19 protein-coding genes are annotated in these 20,755 nt (G+C 66.2%); 8 read left to right on the forward strand and 11 right to left on the reverse strand.

From position 1 onward, the window contains the following. Positions 1–31: 31 nt before the first annotated feature. The 6 genes from IIE29_RS05625 to IIE29_RS17110 all read left to right on the forward strand — a co-directional run bounded on the left by IIE29_RS05625 (position 32) and on the right by IIE29_RS17110 (position 6,309). Complete coding sequence (locus tag IIE29_RS05625; protein WP_209324260.1) at positions 32–844, forward strand: alpha/beta fold hydrolase; 813 nt, start codon at positions 32–34, stop codon at positions 842–844. Between the two features lie 327 nt (positions 845–1,171). Next, the gene (locus tag IIE29_RS05630; protein WP_209324261.1) at positions 1,172–2,581 is read left to right on the forward strand and encodes a quaternary amine ABC transporter ATP-binding protein; all 1,410 of its coding nucleotides are present in this window, start codon (positions 1,172–1,174) and stop codon (positions 2,579–2,581) included. Continuing rightward, positions 2,581–3,447, forward strand: a complete 867-nt coding sequence (locus tag IIE29_RS05635) for an ABC transporter permease (protein WP_209324262.1) — start codon at positions 2,581–2,583, stop codon at positions 3,445–3,447. Before IIE29_RS05630 ends, IIE29_RS05635 begins: the two co-directional genes overlap by 1 nt. Positions 3,448–3,485: 38 nt before the next feature. Beyond that, positions 3,486–4,487 carry a glycine betaine ABC transporter substrate-binding protein gene (locus tag IIE29_RS05640; protein WP_209324263.1) on the forward strand — a complete coding sequence of 334 codons (1,002 nt, stop codon included), beginning with the start codon at positions 3,486–3,488 and terminating at the stop codon, positions 4,485–4,487. A gap of 218 nt (positions 4,488–4,705) precedes the next feature. After that, the gene (locus tag IIE29_RS05645; RefSeq protein WP_209324264.1) at positions 4,706–5,704 is read left to right on the forward strand and encodes a glycine betaine ABC transporter substrate-binding protein; all 999 of its coding nucleotides are present in this window, start codon (positions 4,706–4,708) and stop codon (positions 5,702–5,704) included. Continuing rightward, positions 5,704–6,309: a methylated-DNA--[protein]-cysteine S-methyltransferase gene (locus tag IIE29_RS17110; RefSeq protein ID WP_425491442.1), complete on the forward strand. Its 606-nt coding sequence runs from the start codon at positions 5,704–5,706 to the stop codon at positions 6,307–6,309. Before IIE29_RS05645 ends, IIE29_RS17110 begins: the two co-directional genes overlap by 1 nt. Positions 6,310–6,366: 57 nt before the next feature. Here the strand turns inward: IIE29_RS17110 and IIE29_RS05655 are convergent, their stop codons facing one another. From IIE29_RS05655 to IIE29_RS05665, 3 genes are all read right to left on the reverse strand, one after another. Further along, positions 6,367–7,689 carry a Dyp-type peroxidase gene (locus IIE29_RS05655; protein ID WP_209324626.1) on the reverse strand — a complete coding sequence of 441 codons (1,323 nt, stop codon included), beginning with the start codon at positions 7,687–7,689 and terminating at the stop codon, positions 6,367–6,369. Beyond that, positions 7,679–8,272, reverse strand: a complete 594-nt coding sequence (locus IIE29_RS05660; protein ID WP_209324265.1) for a copper chaperone PCu(A)C — start codon at positions 8,270–8,272, stop codon at positions 7,679–7,681. Before IIE29_RS05660 ends, IIE29_RS05655 begins: the two co-directional genes overlap by 11 nt. Positions 8,273–8,503: 231 nt before the next feature. Next, positions 8,504–9,163 (reverse strand): hypothetical protein, encoded by a 660-nt coding sequence (locus tag IIE29_RS05665; RefSeq protein ID WP_209324266.1) that lies wholly within the window; start codon positions 9,161–9,163, stop codon positions 8,504–8,506. A 399-nt stretch (positions 9,164–9,562) separates the two neighbouring features. Between IIE29_RS05665 and IIE29_RS05670 the strand changes: the two genes are divergently transcribed. Further along, positions 9,563–10,498, forward strand: coding sequence for a hypothetical protein (locus tag IIE29_RS05670; protein WP_209324267.1), 936 nt, complete (start codon positions 9,563–9,565; stop codon positions 10,496–10,498). Positions 10,499–10,660: 162 nt separating this feature from the next. Here IIE29_RS05670 and IIE29_RS05675 read toward each other — a convergent pair whose 3' ends face one another. The 7 genes from IIE29_RS05675 to IIE29_RS05705 all read right to left on the reverse strand — a co-directional run bounded on the left by IIE29_RS05675 (position 10,661) and on the right by IIE29_RS05705 (position 17,025). Further along, the gene (locus IIE29_RS05675) at positions 10,661–11,131 is read right to left on the reverse strand and encodes a cysteine hydrolase family protein (protein ID WP_209324268.1); all 471 of its coding nucleotides are present in this window, start codon (positions 11,129–11,131) and stop codon (positions 10,661–10,663) included. Positions 11,132–11,203: 72 nt separating this feature from the next. Next, positions 11,204–12,397, reverse strand: a complete 1,194-nt coding sequence (locus IIE29_RS05680; protein WP_209324269.1) for an N-acetylglucosamine-6-phosphate deacetylase — start codon at positions 12,395–12,397, stop codon at positions 11,204–11,206. Then, complete coding sequence (locus IIE29_RS05685; RefSeq protein WP_209324270.1) at positions 12,397–13,188, reverse strand: DeoR/GlpR family DNA-binding transcription regulator; 792 nt, start codon at positions 13,186–13,188, stop codon at positions 12,397–12,399. The genes IIE29_RS05680 and IIE29_RS05685 overlap by 1 nt, the downstream gene beginning before the upstream one ends. A gap of 10 nt (positions 13,189–13,198) precedes the next feature. Beyond that, positions 13,199–14,050, reverse strand: a complete 852-nt coding sequence (locus IIE29_RS05690; RefSeq protein ID WP_209324271.1) for a class II fructose-bisphosphate aldolase — start codon at positions 14,048–14,050, stop codon at positions 13,199–13,201. A 4-nt stretch (positions 14,051–14,054) separates the two neighbouring features. Continuing rightward, positions 14,055–15,155 (reverse strand): 1-phosphofructokinase family hexose kinase, encoded by a 1,101-nt coding sequence (locus tag IIE29_RS05695; protein ID WP_209324272.1) that lies wholly within the window; start codon positions 15,153–15,155, stop codon positions 14,055–14,057. Continuing rightward, positions 15,152–16,072 (reverse strand): ROK family protein, encoded by a 921-nt coding sequence (locus IIE29_RS05700; protein ID WP_343071808.1) that lies wholly within the window; start codon positions 16,070–16,072, stop codon positions 15,152–15,154. Before IIE29_RS05700 ends, IIE29_RS05695 begins: the two co-directional genes overlap by 4 nt. Before the next feature lie 23 nt (positions 16,073–16,095). Further along, positions 16,096–17,025 (reverse strand): SIS domain-containing protein, encoded by a 930-nt coding sequence (locus tag IIE29_RS05705; RefSeq protein WP_209324274.1) that lies wholly within the window; start codon positions 17,023–17,025, stop codon positions 16,096–16,098. Between the two features lie 142 nt (positions 17,026–17,167). On the opposite strand from IIE29_RS05705, the gene IIE29_RS05710 reads away from it, so the two are divergent. Further along, a complete protein-coding gene (locus IIE29_RS05710; RefSeq protein ID WP_209324275.1) occupies positions 17,168–18,556 on the forward strand; it encodes a sugar porter family MFS transporter in 1,389 nt (462 codons plus the stop codon). A 123-nt stretch (positions 18,557–18,679) separates the two neighbouring features. On the opposite strand, the gene IIE29_RS05715 is transcribed toward IIE29_RS05710, so the two are convergent. After that, entirely contained in the window at positions 18,680–20,695 is a 2,016-nt protein-coding gene (locus tag IIE29_RS05715) for a S9 family peptidase (protein WP_209324276.1), read from the reverse strand. Between the last annotated feature and the right edge of the window lie 60 nt (positions 20,696–20,755).

Genomic DNA, 20,755 nt, shown 5'->3' on the forward strand with positions numbered 1-20,755 from the left:
TCGCTCGGCGCACGCAGGCGGGAGGACACGGATGGGGACGAGGGAAGCGCACACGATCAGCACACGCGACGGCTTCCCCATCGCGGTCCAGGACACCGGCCCCGCCGAGGCCCCTGCACTGCTGCTGCTCCAAGGCCAGGCGAACTCGCACGCATGGTGGGACGGTCTGCGCGAGAGCTTCGAGCTGCAGATGCGCACCATCACCTTCGATTACCGAGGCACGGGCGGCAGCCGAGGTGAGCTCGGCGAACTGTCGACCGCGAGCTTCGCCGCCGACGCTGCCGAGGTGCTCGACCGCCTCGGCGTCGAACGGGCCGCCGTCTACGGCACTTCGATGGGCGGACGCATTGCGCAGATGCTCGCCGTCGACTTTCCCGAACGGGTGAGCGCACTGGTACTCGCGTGCACGACTCCGGGCGGAGCGCATGCTGTCAGGCGGGCACGCGAGGTCGGCCAGTCCTTGGCGCGGCTGCGCGGAGCGGAGCACACGCAGTACCTGTTCGACCTGTTCTACACCCCGGCCTGGACTGTGTCTCCCGAGTACAGCAAGCTGCTCGGCGACGATACGATGACCGCGGCCGAGTCAGCCGCTCACCTTCGCATCAGCGCCAATCACGATGCCTGGGACCGGCTGCCCGAGATCGAGGCGCCCACGCTCATCATCCACGGCGGCGAGGACCGGATGAACCCGGTGGCCAATGCCCACATCCTCCACGAGCGCATCGCCGGTTCTCGGCTGCTCATCCTCCCCGAAGGACGCCACGGATTCTTCGAAGAGTTCGCCGAGGTGGTCACTCCTGCCGTCGTCCGGTTTCTCATAGGGGCACTCGAGGAGTTCTGCTGACAAGGTCACTTTCGGCATCAAGAATTCGCATCCGACAGCAAATCCATTTACGGAACACCTACGTGTTCCAACTGTTGATTATAACAATCAAGTAACGCAACGCTCTGCGTTTCTCCAGGTCAGGGGACTAGTCAAGAGCGCCACTCCGCATAAACCGGATAAAATCTCTACCGAAATTTCTGAACAAAACTACAATGGTCAATCAGATATCCGTGTGCGGTGAGGCGTGTTCGCAATCGAACCAATCGGATCTGCGATCACCGAACCGTGCAAACGGGGGTGGGCCTCTCGTTCTTGCGGAGAGCCAAGAATGCAAGGAGGAAGCACATGAGCGTTGTCGTCAAGGCATCACATGTCTACAAAGTCTTCGGCAAACGGCCGAACGAAGTGATCAAACGACTCGAAGAAGGCGCCGATCGCAAAGACCTCACCAAACTCGGCACAGCCGCAGTCATCGACGCGAGCTTCGAGGTCGAAGAGGGCGAGATCTTCGTCGTCATGGGCCTGTCGGGTTCCGGCAAGTCGACCCTGATCCGCACTCTCAACGGGCTCTGGGCGCCTTCCGGGGGATCCGTCGAGGTGCTCGGAACCGATATTTCGAAGGCGGACTCCTCGACTCTGCGGAAAGTCCGCGGCAAGCATGTGTCGATGGTGTTCCAGCACTTCGCACTGCTGCCGCACCGCACCGTGCGAGAGAACGCCGCCTACTCCCTGGAGGTCCAGAGGGTGCCGAAGGCCGAGCGCATGGAGAAGGCGGAGGAATGGCTCAAGACCGTCGGTCTCGAGGGCTGGGGCGACAAATATCCCCAGCAGCTCTCCGGCGGCATGCAGCAGCGAGTCGGACTGGCGCGCGCACTGGCGGCGGAGACGGACATCCTGCTCATGGACGAAGCGTTCTCTGCACTCGATCCGCTGATCCGCCGCGAGATGCAGGAGCAACTCGTCGAACTGCAGTCCAAATTGAACAAGACCATCATCTTCATCACCCACGACCTCAATGAGGCGATGTTCCTCGGCGACAGGATCGCCGTCATGCGCGATGGCCGCATCGTCCAGATCGGAACCTCCGAGGAGATCCTCACACAGCCGGCCGATGACTACATCGCCGAGTTCGTCCAGGATGTCGACCGCACGCGAGTGCTGACCGCCGCGTCGATCATGCGCGAGACCGAGGCCACGATCAGCATCGAGGCCGGCCCGCGCCTGGCCATGAAGACGCTTGAGGACAACAACTCCTCCGGGCTGCTCGTCCTCGACGAGAATCGCAGGGTGGTCGGGCTCGTCAGCGACCGCAACGTGGTCAAGGCCGCCCGCGAGGGGCAGCACACGATAACCGACATCGTGGAGAAGACGAACCTGTTCACGGTCAGCCCGGAGACTCCGATCTCCGAGCTCTTCGCTCCCAGCTCCACGGCCAAGGTGCCTCTGACCGTCGTCGATGAGAACCGGCGTCTGCTCGGGATCGTTCCCCGAGTGGCCCTGCTCAACTCCATGGCCGATCCGGGGCCGGCGACCGGAGAAATCCCACCGGTCAGGGAAGAGTACGAGCCCGTGCTCGAATCGCCGAGCGCGGCTGAGGCTGACAGTGAGAACGGCGCCGCTTTCACCGACGAGCAGGCGGCTCCAGCAACGGCGGAAGCGGCGACCGCAGACGGACTCGTCGCCGACGGCGACAAGAACCAGGGAACCGATGCCGCCACAGGGGGCACGGCCGACGTAGAAGGAGGTAAGCACTGATGGACTTCATGAATCCGCGTCTGCCGCTCGGTGATTGGGTCAACGACTTCCTCACCTGGTTCACTTCAGCATTTCAGTGGCTGCTCGACTTCATCAACCTCGTCCTCGGCGGCCTCTACGACATTCTCTACCTCGTATTCTCATCGCCGGTCTACCTCATCATGATCGTCATCCTGGCAGCGATCGCGTTCTTCGCCGCCGGTTGGAAGGTCGCCGTCTTCACCCTCATCGGGTTCTACTTCGTCCGCGCCCTCGACCAGTGGGACAACACGATGTCGACTCTGGCTCTGGTCATCGTGGCAGTCCTCGTCGCACTGATCATCGCCATCCCGCTCGGCATCCTCGCCGCCAAGGTGAGCTGGGTGTCGACCGCGGTCAAACCGATCCTCGACTTCATGCAGTCGATGCCGGCACTGGCCTACCTGGTACCGGCGATCCTCATGTTCGGCATCGGCCAGACACCGGGCGCGATCGCGACCATCATCTTCGCGCTGCCCCCGGGCGTGCGCCTGACCGAGCTCGCCATCCGACAGGTCAACACCGAGGTCGTCGAGGCCGGTCAGGCCTTCGGTGCCAGCCCGGGCCATATTCTGTCGAAGATCCAGATCCCCCTGGCGATGCCCACCATCATGGCCGGCATCAACCAGGTGATCATGCTCGCACTGTCGATGGTCGTCCTCGCCGGCATGGTCGGCTCCGGTGGCCTCGGTGGCGCAGTCGTCGGCGGCATCAGCGCCCTCGACGTGCCCCTCGCCGTCGAAGCAGGCCTGGCCGTGGTGGTCGTGGCGATCTTCCTCGACCGAGTCACCGCCGCTCTCGGAAAGAAGACCCCGATCGAACGCGCCCACAAGGCCGCGGCCGCGTGATCCCCATCCATTCAATTCGAGTACCGAAGGAGAGTCACATGAAAACGACAACCTTGACCAAGCTGGGAGGCATCCTCGCCGCCAGCGCACTTGCCCTCTCGGCGTGCGGAGCATCGAACTCCGGCGGCGAACCCGCCGGCGGCGGTGGCGACGAGACGAATGCCGACGGCAAGGACTGGTCCCAGTGCACACCCGGCGAAGGGTCGAAGGACGTCGCCGACCTCGAGGACGACGAGAAGACCGTGTCCCTCGGCATCTTCAACGGCTGGGACGAGTCCTACGCCACCGTCTACCTCATCAAGAACGTCCTCGAAGAGGACGGATACAAGGTCGAGACCAAGGAACTCGATGCCGGACCGATGTTCACCGGTGTGGCCAAGGGCGATATCGACTTCTTCACCGATGGCTGGCTGCCGCTGACGCACGAGAGCTACATCGAGCAGTACGGTGACAAACTCGTCGACCACGGCTGCTGGTACGACAACGCCAAGCTGACCATCGCCGTGAACGAAGACTCCCCGGCCAAGGAGATCGGCGATCTCAAGGACATGGGCGATGAGTACAACAACATCCTCTACGGCATCGACGCCGGTGCCGGTCTGACGAAGACCACCAAGGAGAAGGCGATTCCCGAGTACGGGCTCGACAACCTCGAGTTCAAGATCTCCTCGACTCCGGCGATGCTCGCGCAGCTGAAGAAGTCGACAGAGGCCGGAGAGAACGTCGCAGTGACCCTGTGGCGTCCGCACTGGGCCTATGACGCCTTCCCGGTCCGGGATCTCAAGGACCCGAAGGGGGCCATGGGCGATGCCGAGCGCATCTTCAGCTTCTCAGGCAAGGACGCTGCCGACGAGCACCCCTATGTCTCGCAGCTCCTGCAGAACCTCGTCCTCGACGATGACCACCTGGCCAGCCTCGAGAACCTCATGTTCTCCGATGAGCACTACGGCGGCGACGACCACGAGAAGGCCGTTGCCGAATGGCTGAAGGACAACCCGGACTTCGTCGACCAGTGGAAGAAGGGCGAACTCGCCAAGTAACTGAAACCGAGCCGATGTGCTCGCCGCACCGATGAGGTTCGCATCAGATCGGAACCTCATCGATCCGAAGAACCCGTTCGGATCAGCCAGTGAGGAGGGTGTGCCGCGAACAGATGTTTGCCGCACACCCTCCTCATTTTTTGACAACCGATTGTGATCACATATGTCCTGAAGCAGCGACTCTCAGTTTCGGGACGAATCATCGAAAGGGACATGAAATGGTACGTTCAACGATCCTCAAAGCCGGCAGCCTCATTGCGGCGTCTCTGCTCACCCTCTCAGCCTGTGGTGTGAGCAACAGCGGAGGCGGAGAGGGTGATAGTGCAGATTCAACGGCCGGCGACAAGGATTGGACCGCATGCGAGCCGGGCTCGGATTCCGAAGATCTCGACTCGCTCGACCCCGACGATGACAAGAACGTGACCTTCGCCGTCTTCAACGGCTGGGACGAGACTTACGCGAGTGTCTACACCCTGACGAATCTCTTGGAACGAGACGGATACACCGTCGAGATCAAGGAGCTCGAGGCGGGTCCCGCTTACCAGGCAGTCGCGGTCGGCGATGTCGACTTCCACATGGACATGATGATGCCGACTACGCATGCCTCCTACTACGAGACGGTCAAGGACGACGTCGACATCCAGGGCTGCTGGTACGGTGCGGCACAGAACACCATCGCAGTGAATGAGGACTCACCGGCGAAGACGATCGAGGACCTCAAGACGATGGCCGACGACTACGGCAACACGCTCTACGGCATCGAGGCAGGAGCCGGGCTGACCAAGGCCACGAAGGAGAAGGTCATTCCCGACTACGGATTGGAACAGCTCGAATACAAGATCTCGTCGACGCCGGCGATGCTCGCACAGGTGAAGAAATCCACCGATGCCGGCGACAACATCGCGGTCACGCTGTGGCACCCGCACTGGGCATACAGCAAGTTCCCGATGCGCGACCTCGAAGATCCGAAGAACTCACTCGGCGATAAGGAGATCCTCTACAATCTCGGCAATAAGGACTCCGTGAAGAAGTTCCCATATGTGGCGCAGGCAGTGAAGAACTTCGCGATGACCGAAGACCAGCTCGCTGATCTCGAAGCACTGATGTTCTCGGAGGACGAGTACAACGGCGAGAACCTGGAAGACGCCGTCGCCGAATGGCTCGATGAGAATCCTGACTTCGTCGACGACTTCCGAGCAGGAAAGCTCGTAGGCTGATCGAGACGACCACACCGCTCGGTCGTGACTCACGGGTCCGAGAACTCCGCCGAGGTGAAGGGAGCCGAGCTTGGGAAACCTCCGACTGCGCGTTCGCCGCACTCGGCACTCCCGTCGGCCCCATCATCGTGAGCACTGACGGTCACTCCATCGTCGGACTCGAATGGGACGCGACCGCCGAGGCGACCGACCCTGAGCGCGAACGGGGCCGGACCGAAATCGACGACGGCTCCCCTGTTCTGGTCGAGGCGCTCGCTCAGCTGCGCGCCTACTTCGACGGTCGCCTCGGAGATTTCGACCTGCCGGTCGACTTCGGACCGATCTCGGATGTCGCACGGGCGGTGCTCACGACTCTGGTCGAGACCGTCGCGGCCGGGACCACCGTCACCTACGGGGAACTCGCCGCGGCCAGCGGCACGGGCATTCCGGCCCGTGCCGTCGGCGGGATCATGGGCCTCAACCCGATTCCGATCATCGTCCCCTGTCACCGGGTCGTCTCAGGTGCCGGCCTCGGCGGCTATTCGGGTGGGCTGCCCGGGAACGAGATCGAGACCAAGCGTCGACTGCTCGAGTGGGAGGATGCACTGCCGCAGCCGCTGTTCTGACCACGGAGCGCCCAGGCCGGGGCCGGACGGACAGACCGGCCCCGGCCGCCACACGCATCACCCCTCGAACAGGCTCTGCCCGATATAGCCGTCTTCAGACGCGCCCGGGGGAATCGCCCACACCGTCGATCCGATCGGCGTGGTCCACTCATTGAGCAGATCGACCTCGGCGAGGCGGCGCTGGATCGGCAGGAACTGCCGGTCGATATCGGCCTGGAAAGAGGCGAACAGCAGCCCCGCACCCTCTCCGGCACCGGTGTCGTAGTTGAACGTGCGCCGGTGGATCTGCACCTCCGGGTCGAGCCCGTCCCGGGCCCGTGCCACATGTGAGGCCTTCGAGATCTTCGTCAGTCCCCGTGCGTCGACGGCGGTGAAGTCCGGAACGTCGAACTCGTCCGTCCCCGATAACGGGGCGCCGGTGTCGAGGGTCCGGCCGGTCGAGAATTCGCGGGCCGGTCGGTCGGCCTTGTCCCAGGTGTCGAGGTTCATCGCGATGTCCCGCAGCACGAGCGTCGTCCCTCCTCGCAGCCACGGCGGCAGATGCGCCCCGAGGTCGGCCGGCGGCTCGCCCCGCGCCGAGAACACCGGGTCATCCACCGCACGGCCGCTCCCCCAGACGATCCGCTCGAAGTCCTCCGACCCGGGCCCGGGGTTGGCCGTGCCGTCGAGCTGACCGAAGAGGTTCCGCTGAGTCCGCCCCTCTTCCGAGCTGCCGTAGGCGCGGCGGAACCCGTCGCGCTGCCAGGCCACCTCGGCGAAGGTCCGCGAGTCCTTGAACAGCATGCGACGCGCATGCGCCGTCGTCAGCCGGTCGTCGCCGCAGATCTGCAGGAGCAGGTCGCCCGTGCATCGATCGGGGTCGAGACGATCGATCGTGAAGCCTTCCAGTGGCCCCAGCCAATCGGGCACATGCTCCTCTCCCGCCAGGGCGACGAGTCCGGGCCCGAAACCGAAGGTCACGGTCAGCCGGGCGGGATCGGCGGCGAGTTCGGCGTCGGAGTCGGCCAGCGGCGCCTGTCCCTGGGTCAGGGCGGCCGCGTCCGCGGTGAGCAGACGCAGCCACCGGACCGCCTCGGCGGCCTTCATACCAGGTCGAAGCGTGAAGGCGAGGAAATGCGCATAGGCCTGGGGCGGAGTCTCGACTCCGGCTTGACGGGCTCCGAAGAACGGCTCGACTGCCGCCCCGTTCGCTCCGTCCTGATCCCGCCCAGGCGGCTCTCCGCCACCGGCAGATTCTCCGGCGGAACCGGAGCCAGAGCCGAAATCGGCTCGGCCGAGGCCGAATCCCGCGGCTCCGATGAGCCCCGCCCCTCCGGCTGCGGCCGCCGAGGTGATGAGACCGCGACGACTGAAACCGGTCCGGCCCGACTCAGTGGTCACCGTGGGCTCCGTGTTCCGAGTTCCCGGACTCCTCGTGGCCGTCGTGGGCTCCGTCGGCTTCGCCCGGGGCGTAGTTCTCCTGGGCCCCGGAGTAGTCCTTCGCCACGGCTGTGGCCTCGATGGTCTGGTCATCGGCAGTGACGAGTTCGAGGGTGATCTGCTCGCCCGGCTCGATAGCCTTCTGCAGGCCCATGATCATGATGTGTTCGCCGCCGGGTTCGAGCCTGAGGCTCTGCCCGGCCGGGACGACGAAACCTCCCTTCTTCTCCTGCATCGACATCCCTCCTGAACCGTCCTCGTTCGTCTCGTGCAGTTCGACGGACTTCGCTTCCGGATACTTCACGGCCACGAGGTTGATGTCGCGGTCTGTGCTGTTGTGCAGTTCGCCGAAGACCGCCGTCATCCCGTCGTCGGCGGCCTTGACCCAGGCGCCATCGAGACTGAGGGCATCGGCATCGATCTGGGAGGCGGCGGCCGAGCTCGGCTCGGAGTCGGCGGCCCGGGTCTCGTCCTGGCCGCAGCCGGACAGACCGAGGACGACGGCGACGGGCAGGGCGATGGCCGGTGTGATGTTCTTTCGCATGTTGTCTGCACTTTCTTTTCCTGGTGCAGTCGAGCACGGCCGGGTACCGACGCCGAGGTGGTGCCGCAGGCGTGCGTGAGTGCAGGCGTACCTGCGACGCAGGCGTGCGTGAGTGCAGGCGTCACAACCGGGCGAAGACCGTTCCGGATGGAGCTCTGCCGTTTCCCGGCGCGCTCGACTGTCACCGCATGGTGGGTGGTTCGCGGTGGCATTCGCCACCGGAAAGAGGTGTCAGACGAGTGCGGGCGGCCCGCGGCGATAGTTCGCTCCGACCACTGCCGAGGCGATCGCCTGCGGCAGCGGGCACCGGCTCGCAAGCAGCCGAGCCGGTCGGTCGGCCAGGACTCCGGCCGCCTCGGCGAGGGCATGCATGGCACCGATCACGGGGCCCAGAGCCAGCTGCAGGATGCTGAGGACGATGTCCTCACCGCGCTTGAGGACCACCGCGGTGAGCGCAACAGCGACGAGGTGGGCGAGGATCATGCCGGACGAGGTGTCCCCGTGAGTCGAATGGCCCACCGCCGCGGTCGCAGAACTCAGATCAAGGGACCCCGAAGCGGGGACGAGATGCCCGGAGTGGGACCCCGAGGCCATTGAGCCGTGACCGGACCCGCCACTCGCCGAGGCGGTGTGCGCGCCCATCTGTGCGCCCGAGGACCAGCTCATCGTCAGGTGCATGAGCACTTGTCCGAGGCCGAGCAGGGCGCTCAGGCTGAGATAGCCGAGACGTCGACTCGCAAGGATCATCGCGGCCCAGAGCACGAGGACGAAGACGACGGCGGTGCCGATCGGCGAAGCACTTCCTCCGGCGCCGATGTGCATGAGCAGCGCCAACTGGGTCGTGACGAGCGCGGCGAAGAGCGCACGCGCGGATTTCGTCCATCCGGTCATGCGTCCTCCTCTCGGGCCTCGGGGAAGCTGCGGGTGTCCGACGGCGGCCACGCTCTCACAGCTGAACTCTCAGCCCACTCACGCATTCTACTCAATGTAGAACTTCGCGGGCAACGGAGCGTCCCTGCATCCGCGGTCAGGCGTCGGCGGTCTTCTCGACCATGGCACCGCCCCTCGCATGTCGACTCATGTGCCCACTGTCCACAGCAATCGACCCGTGTGTGGTCACTGCACCGAGGCGAAACCACATTTCTGCCGATTTCACCTCGGTGCAGTGACCACAACCAGGACTCCCGACTCGGCCCACTCGCCTCCACAGGTCCACTGGACTCCGGAAATCATCCACAGCCTCCCCGCGGGCCCTTTCCGACTGGAACCCACGACCGTGAGGATACGCGGATGAACGGATACACAGACAAACGCTCTGCACCTCGACTCTTCCTGTCCGGCGACGCGGCACGCCACGGGATCAGCGAATGGAAGCTCCGAGTCCCCGAACCGACCGAGCGCGTGATGTACGGGATCCGCGCGGACCCGAATCGTCAGGTCACACGGGTTGCGCCCGAGTGGGCAGACGAAGAATGGGACCGCATGGGACTCAGGCTCCGCGCCCTCCAGCTGAAGTACCCGCAGGTCGCCGCCAGCCACGCATCTGCCGGCGTGCTCTACGGACTGCCGCTTCCCAGCGGCAGCATGGACGGACAGCTGCACGTGTCCGTCGATGATCGGAATCTGCGAATTCGTCGTCCCGGAGTCGTCCTGCACCGAGTCTCCGACTTTCAGCGAACGAACGTGTTCGGCCACCAGCTGATGACCGGCCCTTCGCTTTTCCTGCAGTTCGCCGCTTCCCTCGATGTCCCGTCGTTGGTCATGATCGGGGACGCGATGATCGGGAGATGGCATGGACCGAGGCTGTGCACTCTCCCTCAGCTGCGGGGACACTTCACATCCCGTAAGTCGGTCAAGAATCGACGTCGCGTCGAGGAGGCGCTTGCTCTCATCCGGCCCGATGTCGACTCCCCGAAAGAGACCGAGCTCAGGCTGTGGATCATTTCGGCCGGTCTGCCCGAGCCCGAAGTCCACCCCCGGATCTTCTGTGAGCAGCTGAACACAGCGATTCGACCGGATCTCGGCTACGTCGCAGCACGGTTGGCGATCGAGTACGAAAGCGATTTCCACCGCACCGACGCGCGCCAGTGGAATCTGGACATCGACCGGGAGAATGCGCTCGAGCACGAAGGCTGGGCGCTCATCAGAGTGACCTCCCGCACCGACCGGCGCAGGCTCGAGCGGCAGATCCGCGCTCACCTCGAACGCGCCCACCTCACCCACTGACGGTCGGCCTGGAAAGTCGGCCGGCCCAGGAACGCCGGCTCGGCCCACAAGCATTTATGGTCAGTGCGCCGAGGCGAATGCGCCTTTTCGGCCGTTGTTCCTCGGCGCTGTGACCACAAACAAAGCTTCATGGCCCATGCGAGCAAGGACGCGCGATCGGACCTACATCCGCAGCCAGGTGTCGGCGGTCTTCTTGACCATGGCGCCTGCCTCCTCGGCGGAGCCCATCCAATCGACGGGCGCGCCCTTGAGGTCGGTGGTGGAATCGGAGAGGACGATGACGTCGAAATTGCACACGAGCGCCGCCATCGCCGAGGCGTAGACGGCTCCGGGCGCAGCGTCGGCACCGGCGATGACGATGCGGTCGACGGCCATGTCGTGCAGGCCGGGAGCAAGATCGCTGATGCTGTCGAAGACATCGGGGCCCTCCGAGCGCAGAACGAGGTCCTCCTCATCGGGCACGAACACGCTCAGCTCCTCATCCGGAGTCTCCGCGAGGGACTCCTTCGTGGAGGCGAAGATGAGCACGCCTCCGACTGCGCGAGTGCGGGTGACGATATCGCCGAGGGTCTCCATGGCGTCGTCGTTGGGGTAGCTGGCGTCGTCGGTGTCGATGAGGAGCAGGGCATCCATACCTCAATCGTGCCATGTCGCACCCGTCGAGGCACACACGGAGGCCGGCCGGGAATCAGCCGATCGGAGGTCTCATCCCGCGATCCACGATTCGCGGATGCCCATGTCCGGGTCCAAGAGCAGAAAATCGGCAGGCATGCCCACCGCGAGCAGGTCGCCGTCAACGGACGGGTCGAGCCCGAGGGCGCGCAGCGGCACCGACGTCGCTGCCCGGACGGCCTCGAACGGGCTGAGCCCGACCTCGGCGACGGCGCGTTTCACCGCCTCGTCCATGGTCAGGGTGGAGCCGGCGATCGAACCGGGCGAGCCGTCCGCAGTGACGAGCCTGGCCACCGAGTCCTCGACGACGACCGGCAGCGAGCCGAGCTCATAGCGCCCATCGCTCATCCCGGTCGCAGACATCGCGTCGGTGATGAGCACAATGCGTCCCGGAGCGAGGTCGCTGATCATGCGGGCCGCCGGCCCGCTCACGTGCACACCGTCGTTGATGAGTTCGAGCGACACGTGCGCGGCCTCGACTGCGGCGAGGATCGGGCCGGGGGCACGGTGGTGGATGCCCGGCATCCCGTTGAAGGCATGGGTGAGGATGCTCGCGCCGTCGTCGAAGGCGGCTGCTGTCTGCGCATAGTCGGCCGCGGTGTGCCCGATGGCGACCCTGACCCCCGCCGAGGTGAATCGAGCGATCGCATCGAGGGCGCCCGGGAGCTCGGGGGCGAGAGTGATCTGGACGAGTCGTCCGTCGGCTGCGGTGAGGATCCGCTCGACCGCGTCCGGGGTGGGCGCGGTGAGGACCTCGGGTGCGTGCGCGCCTTTGAAGTCCCGGGACAGGAACGGCCCTTCGGCGTGGAGGCCGATGATGCCGGGGCGTTCGCGGGCAGCGTCCGCGCCTTCGGCCAATGCTCGGCAGAGCCCGTCGATCGTGTCCGAGACGTAGGAGAGCGCGAGCCCGCGAGTGCCGTGTGCTCGGTGCACTGCGAGGATCTCCTCGAGACCGTCACGGCCGTCCTCGGCGCTGGCGCCACCGGCCCCGTGGCAGTGGATGTCGACATAGGCGGGCGCGACATAACCGGCCGCACCGTCGATGATGCGGGCATCGGGCGAGGCCAGGAGGTCCTTCCACCCGGCACCGCGCCCGCGTGCGATGACTTCTCCGCCGGTGACGGCGAGCCACGTATCGGCCGAGGAGGCCTGGAACCGAGACGGTTCGCCGTCGAGGACGACCGTGTCGTGGATGACGAGCTCGGCGGCGACTGCTGCTGTCGGCATCAGCTCTTCCCTCCCGTCGCAGCGAGCTCGACTTCGAAGCCGGCTGCGATGAGCTCATCGCGGCCGCTGTCGCTGAGATGGTCGTCGGTGATGATCGTGTGGAACACGTCGGCACCGCCGACGGAGGCGAAGGATCGGCGACCGTACTTCGAGGAGTCTGCGACGACGATCGCCCGTTCGGCCCGTTCGGCCATGAGCCGGTTGACATAGGCTTCGTCCACGTTGGCCGTGAGCCCTCCCCCGGTGGCGGAGATCGCGTGGACGCCGACGTAGGCGAGATCCAGCCAGATGCTGCGCAGCACACCGTCGACGAAGGACCCGACGAGTTCGAAGCTCGAGGTGTTGATGACTCCCCCGCAAACGATCACCCTGACTCCGGGGTGGACGGCGAGCCGATTCGCGATGTCGACAGCGTTGGTGACGATCGTGAGGTCGGCGAGGAGGTCATCGCGCTCGCTGAGGGCGTCGGCGACCATGAATGTCGTCGTCCCGCCGGAGAGCCCGACGACGGACCCCGGACGGATGCGATCGACCGCAGCACGGGCGATGGCGGTCTTCGCCTCGGTGGCAGCGGCTTCCTTGTAGCGCAGGGAGAGTTCGTAGTCGACGGCACGACGAGTGGCACCGCCGTGGGTTCGTTCGACGAGCCGACGCTGTTCGAGCAGACCGAGGTCGCGGCGGATCGTCGCCACGGAGACCTCGAGTTCACCGCTCAGCGCCTCGACTCCGACCGAACCCTGCTCGTCGAGCCTCGCCAGGATGGCATCGAGGCGATCTTCACGCGTGCTCATACGCCAAGCTTCAGTCCTCATCGCGCGGTTTGGCAAACCCGGAGAGCATCTCGATGAGGTGAGCGACCTCGCCTGCGAACGCCTCCCGCGCGGGCCCGAGATACTTCCGGGAGTCGACGAGGTCGGTCTGCGCTGCGAGGGTCGCCCGCACCGAGGCGGTGAAGACTCTGTTCAGGTGCGTGGAGATGTTGATCTTGCGCATTCCGGCGGTGACGGCCCGAGAGATCTCGTCCTCGGCGACGCCGGATGAGCCGTGCAGCACCAGCGGCACCGACAGGACCTCATCCAAACGTCTGATGAGAGCGAGGTCGAGTGTGCTGGTGCGCTCGACCATCGCGTGGGAGCTGCCCACTGCCACGGCCAGGGCGTCGACGCCGGTGTCAGCGACGAAATCGACCGCCTCCGAGGGGTTCGTACGCACACCGGGGGCGTGTGCTCCGTCCTTCCCGCCGATCTCGCCGAGCTCGGCTTCGACTCCGATTCCGTGAGTATGGGCCCGGCGGACCACCTCGGCGGTGGTCGCACAATTGGCGGCGAAGTCGAGGTGGGCGCCGTCGTACATCACGGAGTCGAAACCGAGGTCGATCGCCTCGGTGACGAGTCCTAACTCGGTCGCGTGGTCGAGGTGGACGGCGATCGGCACGTGCGCGGCCTCGGCGACGGCGATCGTGGCGCGCGCGATGGGCGCGAGCCCGCCGTGGTATTTCACGCAGTTCTGCGAGATCTGCATGATCGCGGGGCCGCCTGCCTTCTCTGCCCCGGCGGCGATGGCCTCTGCCGATTCCAGATGGATGACGTTGAAGGCCCCCACCGCTCCGGGCGCGGCGGCTCGCAGCAGGTCGAGCGTCGTCTCTCTCGTCATGTTCTCACTCTCGTCGTGTGGTGGGGGACGTCTCCGCGGGAAACGGTCGGTCGAGCGGCTCGAGGATGATGCCCTCACGCAGGTCGCGCCAATCCGTGTGGATCTGCCCGGCCTGGGGCATGAGCACAGCCGAGGCCGAGAGCGCGACCGCGTCCGTGAGCAGGGCCCGAACATCGTCGTCGCTCGGCGGACCCGCACCGCGCGGCGAGTGGTCCCCGGCCGTCACGTGTCCTGTCCTGATCTCACCGTCTGCGCACTCGTCCGCGTCGGCCAGCCATCGGGCCAGCGCGGCCACCGAGGCGTCTCCGGCTCCGGTCGGATTGCCGCGCAGAGGGGAACCCGGACGCGCGCGCATGCGCGGCCCGGATCCGTCGGTGAGGATCATGCCCTCGCTGCCGCAGGAGACGAGGACGGAGCCCGCTCCGGCCTCGATGAGCAGGCGAGCGCCCGCGTCGACGACGGCGGGCTCGTCGTCATGGATCTCATCGATCACGAGCTCCGCCAGCTCCTCGCGGTTGGGTTTGACCCAGTCGGCGCCGGCGCGTGCGGCGGTGAGCAGGGCCGGACCCGAGGTGTCGACGATGACGCGGACCTGGCAGAGGCGGGCTGCGGAGACGACACGCTCGTAGAAGCCCGCGGGCAGGTCGCTCGGGGTCGAGCCGGAGATGACGAGGACTCCGACGTTCGGTTCCGCCAGGCGGCGGAGGATGCTCGCTTCGAGTTCCGCCCAGACCTCGGCGGGGTGCGGGCGGGTGCGTTCGTTGAGCACTGTGGCTCGGCCGGAGTCCTCGACGATGGCATAGCTGCGTCGCAGGCGGGACGGGGTGGCGGTGAGGTCCCAGATCTGCCCGGCGGCCGAGCCGTCGGGGCTGCCGGAGACCCTGTCCCTGTCCGGCCATTCCTCGGGCGCGACCGGTCCGAGCACATACACCGGTCGGCCGATCTCGGTGAGGACGCGGGCGACATTGATCCCCTTCCCGCCGAGCCGCCCGACCGCGGGCGGGACTCGATGCGAGGTGCCCGGCTCGAGGACGTCGGATGTGATCGTGAGGTCGAGTGCCGGGCTGAGCGTCACCGTCATGATGCCAGGAGCAGCGGTGTTCATCCCCGCCCCCTCGTCAGCAGGCCGGCGCCGATGAGCCCGGCCACGGGTCCGAGCGCGGCGCGCCGGATGCTCGGCACGCGGTGGAAGTCCAGGCGGCGGCGCATCGCGGTGTCGACACCGTGGATGAGCTCATCGGCACCGCTGAGTCCGCCCCCGAACACGATCGCCTCCGGGGCGGTGACGGCGACGAGCTGCGCGCAGACGGCGCCGAGGGCGTCGACGGCTTCGGCGAAGACTTCCCGAGCGACGGGGTCATCGGCATGGACGGCGTCGAGGACGTCGAGCGATCCCGCCGCGGCCGTGCCGCTGCGGGTTGCGTAGCGCTTGGCGATCGCGGCGGCCGAGGCGATGTGCTCGACGGGTCCGCGGAAGAGACCGTCGGCGGTGTCCACGGCGACTTCGGTGAAGCCGATCTCTCCGGCATAGCCTCCGGCAGAGATCAGCCGGCCCTCCGCTCGGATGGCGGCGGCGACGCCTGTGCCGATGGTGACCATCATGGCATCGTCGGGCATCGCCTCGGCGAATTCGAATTCCGCCAGGCCGGCTGAGCGCACATCGTGCGCCAGCGCGATCTCGAGGCCGAGCCGCTCGGCGAGCAGAGAGCGGAAGGGCACGTCCCGCCACCCGAGGTTGGCGGAGTAGATCCCGGCCCCGCTCTCCTCGTCGACGATTCCGGGGATGACGACGGCGGCCGCGCCGACCTCATGGTCGCCGTGCCCGGCCGCGAACTCATCGCGGATGTCGCTGACCAACTCGACGATCTCCGTCCCGGAACCGCTGTCGCATTCGGGCGTCGGCATGGTGACCGCATCGACGAGGTCGCCGCTCGAGTCGAACAGTGCGGCCTTGAGGCCGGTGCCTCCGACGTCGACTGCGAGTGCGCTCGGTCCCCGACCGAGGTTCAGCCCCTCGGCCACCCGAAGGATCTCCGCCCGCGTAGTCATCCGCCGAGCACGACCGAGCGGGACAGAGACCGCGGATTGTCGGGATCGACTCCGGCCCGGCGGGCCCGGAGCAGAGCGAGCACATGGAGGCGGACGAGATCGGCCAGAGGATCGCGGTCGGCATATTCGAATCGCGCTCCTGTGGCTTCGACCTGCTCCCGCAGTCCTGCCGGCGGCTCACCGAACTGCCAGCTGACGCGTCCTGGAGCGGCGATGGCGATGGGTCCGTGGCGGTATTCCATCGAGGAGTAGGACTCGGTCCATGCCTGTGCGGACTCGCGCAGCTTCAGCGCGGCCTCGTTGGCCAGCCCCCAGGTCCACCCCATGCCGAGGAAGCTGAACTGCTCCGCGCTCAGCAGAGTCTCATCGATGACGGCCGGGTCGACCTCAGCGAAATCCGCGGCGACCCCTTCAAGCACGGCCCTCGCCTCGGCCGCGGCCTCTGCAAGTTCCTCGGCCTGGCCGAGCCAGGCACGCAGGGCGACGATCGCCGATGTGCCGAAGCGCGTCTGGACGACCGACCGCTCATCGGCGAAGCCGAGATAGACGACGTGGGCGGAACGCTGTCCGATCGGTGATTCTTCGACCCCGAGGATCGAGGTCACCGGCACCCGGTCGCGCAGACCGTCGAGGGCCGCGACCACCTCGGTGGTGGTGCCGGATCGCGAGATCGTGATCACGCGGTCGTAGCTGCGTGCGGCAGGGAACTCGCTTGCGGTGAAGGCATCGGTCTCCCCCTTGCCCAGCGATTCGCGCAGCGAGGCGAAGACCTGAGCGCCGAACCATGATGTCCCGCAGCCGATGACGGCGATCCGCTCACCGTCCGCAGGCCTCGCAGAGGAGGAAGCGGCAAGGTCGGCTGCTCGATCCCACATCTCGGGCTGGCTGCGCAGCTCCTCTTCCATGAACACGCCAAGTTTCGACATCGATCATCTTTCTGCTCGGTTTCACGATGATTCAACCATCATGGTGTCATATTTTTCCCTTGACAGACAGTAACCCTGTCCGGTTTTATGTGACGAGCACCATATTCACGCATTCTGTCTTGATGGAAGAAGGAGCAGCCGCATGGCTTTCCTCACGGATCTCAGACGAGCGCCTCGTCTCGTCACGATCGTCGCTGTCGCCGCGGTCGCGCTCGGCATCACCTACGGCTACGACATCTCGAACATCGCCGGGGCCCTGCTGTTCCTGGAAACCGATCTCGGGCTGGGCAATGCCGAACTCGGAGGACTCGCCACCGCGGTCGTCATCGGCCAGATCGCCGGAGCCCTCTGCGGCGGACCGATCTCGAACGCCATCGGGCGACGCCGGACGATGTTCGTCATCGCCGGCGGCTACATCGTCTTCTCCGTCATCTCCGGCTTCGCCCCCGGCTACTTGTCGCTGCTGGTGGCTCGTCTGCTCCTCGGCGTCTCCATCGGAATCGCCCTGGCCGTCGTCCCCGTGTTCATCGCGGAGTCGTCGCCGACGAACGTGCGCGGCGGCCTCCTCGTCGCCTACCAGGTCACCACCGTCATCGGCATCGTCGTCGGCTACTTGGTGTGCTGGGCATTGGCGCTCATCGAATCCTGGCGGCTCATGCTCGGGATCGCGGCACTGCCTGCCGCGGTCGTCTTCATCCTGCTGCTGCGGGCGCGCGAGACCCCTCACTGGCTCATGCTCAAAGGGCGGGAAGCCGAAGCCGCAGATGCGCTGCGCGCCCTCGAACCGGATCGCGACATCGACCACGAAGTCGGTCTGATCCGGACCGAGCTCGAGGCCGAGAGCGGGCATCTGGTCGACATGTTCCGGGGACATCTGCTCAAAGCCACGATGTTCGTCATCGGGCTGGGGTTCTTCATTCAGATCACCGGCATCAATGCCACGATCTACTACGCCCCCTCGATCTTCGAGTCCATGGGCTTCACCGGCTACGGCTCGCTGCTCGGGCTGCCCGCGGTCGTGCAGAGCTTCGCTCTCATCGCGGTCATCGTCTCGATGTTCATCGTCGACCGCCTCGGGCGCAGACCCGTTCTGCTCACCGGCATCGGGATCATGATCGTCTCGACGCTCGTGCTCGTGCTCGTCTTCAGCTTCGGCGGCGAGGCCGGCAGCACTTCTTGGGGAACGGTCGCCGGTGTCGTGGGGATCATCGCGTTCACAATGGGCTACACATTCGGCTTCGGGTCCCTCGTCTGGGTCTACGCGGGCGAGACGTTCCCCGCGAAGTACCGGGCTCTGGGAGCATCGCTCATGCTCACCTCGGACCTCGTCGCCAACGCGATCGTCGCGCAGTTCTTCCCGGGCCTGCTCGACCTCATCGGCGGCGCGGGCGTGTTCATCGTCTTCGGAGTGCTCTCGCTGCTCGCCTTCCTCTTCGTCTTCCGCTTCGCGCCGGAGACGAAGGGCAGGGACCTCACGGAGATCTCGGCCTATTGGGCCAACGGAGCGAAGTGGTCGAGCCCCCAGCGCTGAGCGGCACTCCCCGTGGACGCCGCACCCTCGGCCGGCACTCCGCGGGGACGCCGGGGCCTCCCCGGCCTCCCCGAGGACTCACAGGCCCCTCCCCGGCCTCCCGCGAGGGCGAGCCGGCTCGGCTCACCCCAGTGTGCGGGCCCGATTCGCATCGATGCCGAGCACGTGCGTGTCGAGGAAGGCGAGCACGGTGCGGTACCAGACCTCGGCGTTGCCGCGGCCGAGTATCCAGTGTCCTTCGTCCGGGAAATAGAGGAAACGATGCTGGGTGTCGCCGTCGGCGTCGAGCGGGGTCTTCGCCTGGGTGAGCAGATCGAACCACAGCTCCTGTCCCTGCCCGATCGGCACCCGGTAGTCCTTGTCCCCGTGGATGACGAGCACGGGGACCTCGATCTCGGCGGCGAAGAGGTGCGGAGAATAGTCCGCCGACTGCTCGCGCATCGCCGCATCCCATGAGGCGTTGTCCGTGGTCCGACCCATCGAGGTGGTGTTCCACAGCGAGGCATGGGTGACGATGCACTTGAATGTGCTGCCCGTGTGCCCGGCGACCCAGTTGGCCATATAGCCGCCGTAGGAGCCGCCAGCCAGAGCGATGTGCTCCTCGTCGATGTCCGCACGTGAGCCCGCGGCCTCGGTCAGCGACATGATGTCGGTGAATGGCGTGCCGCCGAGCTGCTGCTGACCACGGTCGATCATCGCCTGCCCGTAGCCGGTGGAGATCGCCGGGTCCGGCAGCAGCACCGCATAGCCGGCGGCGGCGAAGGGGCCGGGATTCCATCGATAGGTCCAGGCGTTCCACGATCCCCACGGACCGCCATGGGCGAAGACGACGAGCGGATGCGGCCCTTCCCCGTGGGGCACGACCAGCCACGCACGGATCGGCGTGCCGTCCTCGGCGCGGGCCTCGACCTCGGTCAGCGTGCCCTCCTCATCGAGGACGGTCGCCGGATTCGCGAGCTCGCTGATGACGCCGGAGTCGAGGTCGATCGAGATCGGCAGAGGCGCGACATCGATCGCCGAGGCGGTCGCGACGACCGTGTCCCCGCGCAGCGCGAGGCCCGAGAACGTATACTTCTGCCCCTCTCCCCCGACGAGGCGCCGAGGCTGCTCATCGTCGAGACCGCCGATGAAGACACTGCCGCGCCCGTGGTCGTCGGTGCTGGCCACGATCGTCGAATCATCGACCCAGATCGGTGAGAACCAGAAGTCGGCCTCGGGCCAGACCGGCTCCAGAGTCGCCGTCCCGAGGTCGAGGACCATGAGTTCGACGGCGAGGCTGGCCTGTGGAGTCCAGAACTGCTCGCGGCTGACCAGGGCCTTGGTCCCGTCCGGGCTGATGGCCTCGATGCTGAAGCCGTGGTCTGCGGCCGGTTTCGTCAGACGCCGCAGTTCGGGCTCCCCCTCGAGGTCGATGCGCCAGATCTCGCTGGCCTCGAGCTGGCCGGGTATCGGCTTCTCGAGCTGCACGAGAACGAACCGGGCCTCGTCGTCGACAGCCCAGTCGACGAGCCGCCCCGAGGGCAGGGACAGATACCGGAAGTCAGGACCGGCCGGGCGGCTGAGTTCGTCGGAGACCTCGGGGAAATCGTTGGCTTCCTCGTTGAGCTTCGCCACGGCCAGGGTCTGCTCGCCCGGACCCAGGTCGTGGTCCCAGCGGCGGATGGGAAAACCCGTGTGGAGGATGCCGCTGACCTTCGCCTCGCTGCGTTCGACGCTGAATTCCTGATGGTCGTTCTCGTCGGCGGCCCATGTGTGGACGGGGAATTCGACGATGAGGGTCTCGCCCTTGATCTCGATCCGGGAGAAGCCGCCTTCATGATCGGCGAGTTTGCGGGCCTCTCCATTGTCGGGCAGGACCCACAGGCTCGGGCTGTCGGCATCCTTGCCGTCCTCGCCCCTGCGTTTGGACGCGAAGACGATGGTGCCGTCCTCGCTCAGTGCGACCGGGCCGACGGACTGGTCGCCGCGGGTGATGCGGCGAGGCTGCTCTCCGCTGATATCGGCGAGATGGCTCAGCGAGGCGTTGCCCTCGGAGTTGAGGAAGGAGTACTGGGCGATGACGCGTCCGGCCTGATTCGTCAGGAGGCCTTGCAGGCGGCGGGCGTCGAGAAGTCGGGTCACTGCGTCGTGGATCGTCATTGCTCCATCCTAGTTCGCAACGACGACCGGCCGGCGGATCTCGTGGGCTGTCCGGGCGAC

Origin of the sequence: Brevibacterium renqingii (assembly GCF_017808095.1) — a bacterium.
Taxonomy (GTDB): domain Bacteria; phylum Actinomycetota; class Actinomycetes; order Actinomycetales; family Brevibacteriaceae; genus Brevibacterium; species Brevibacterium renqingii.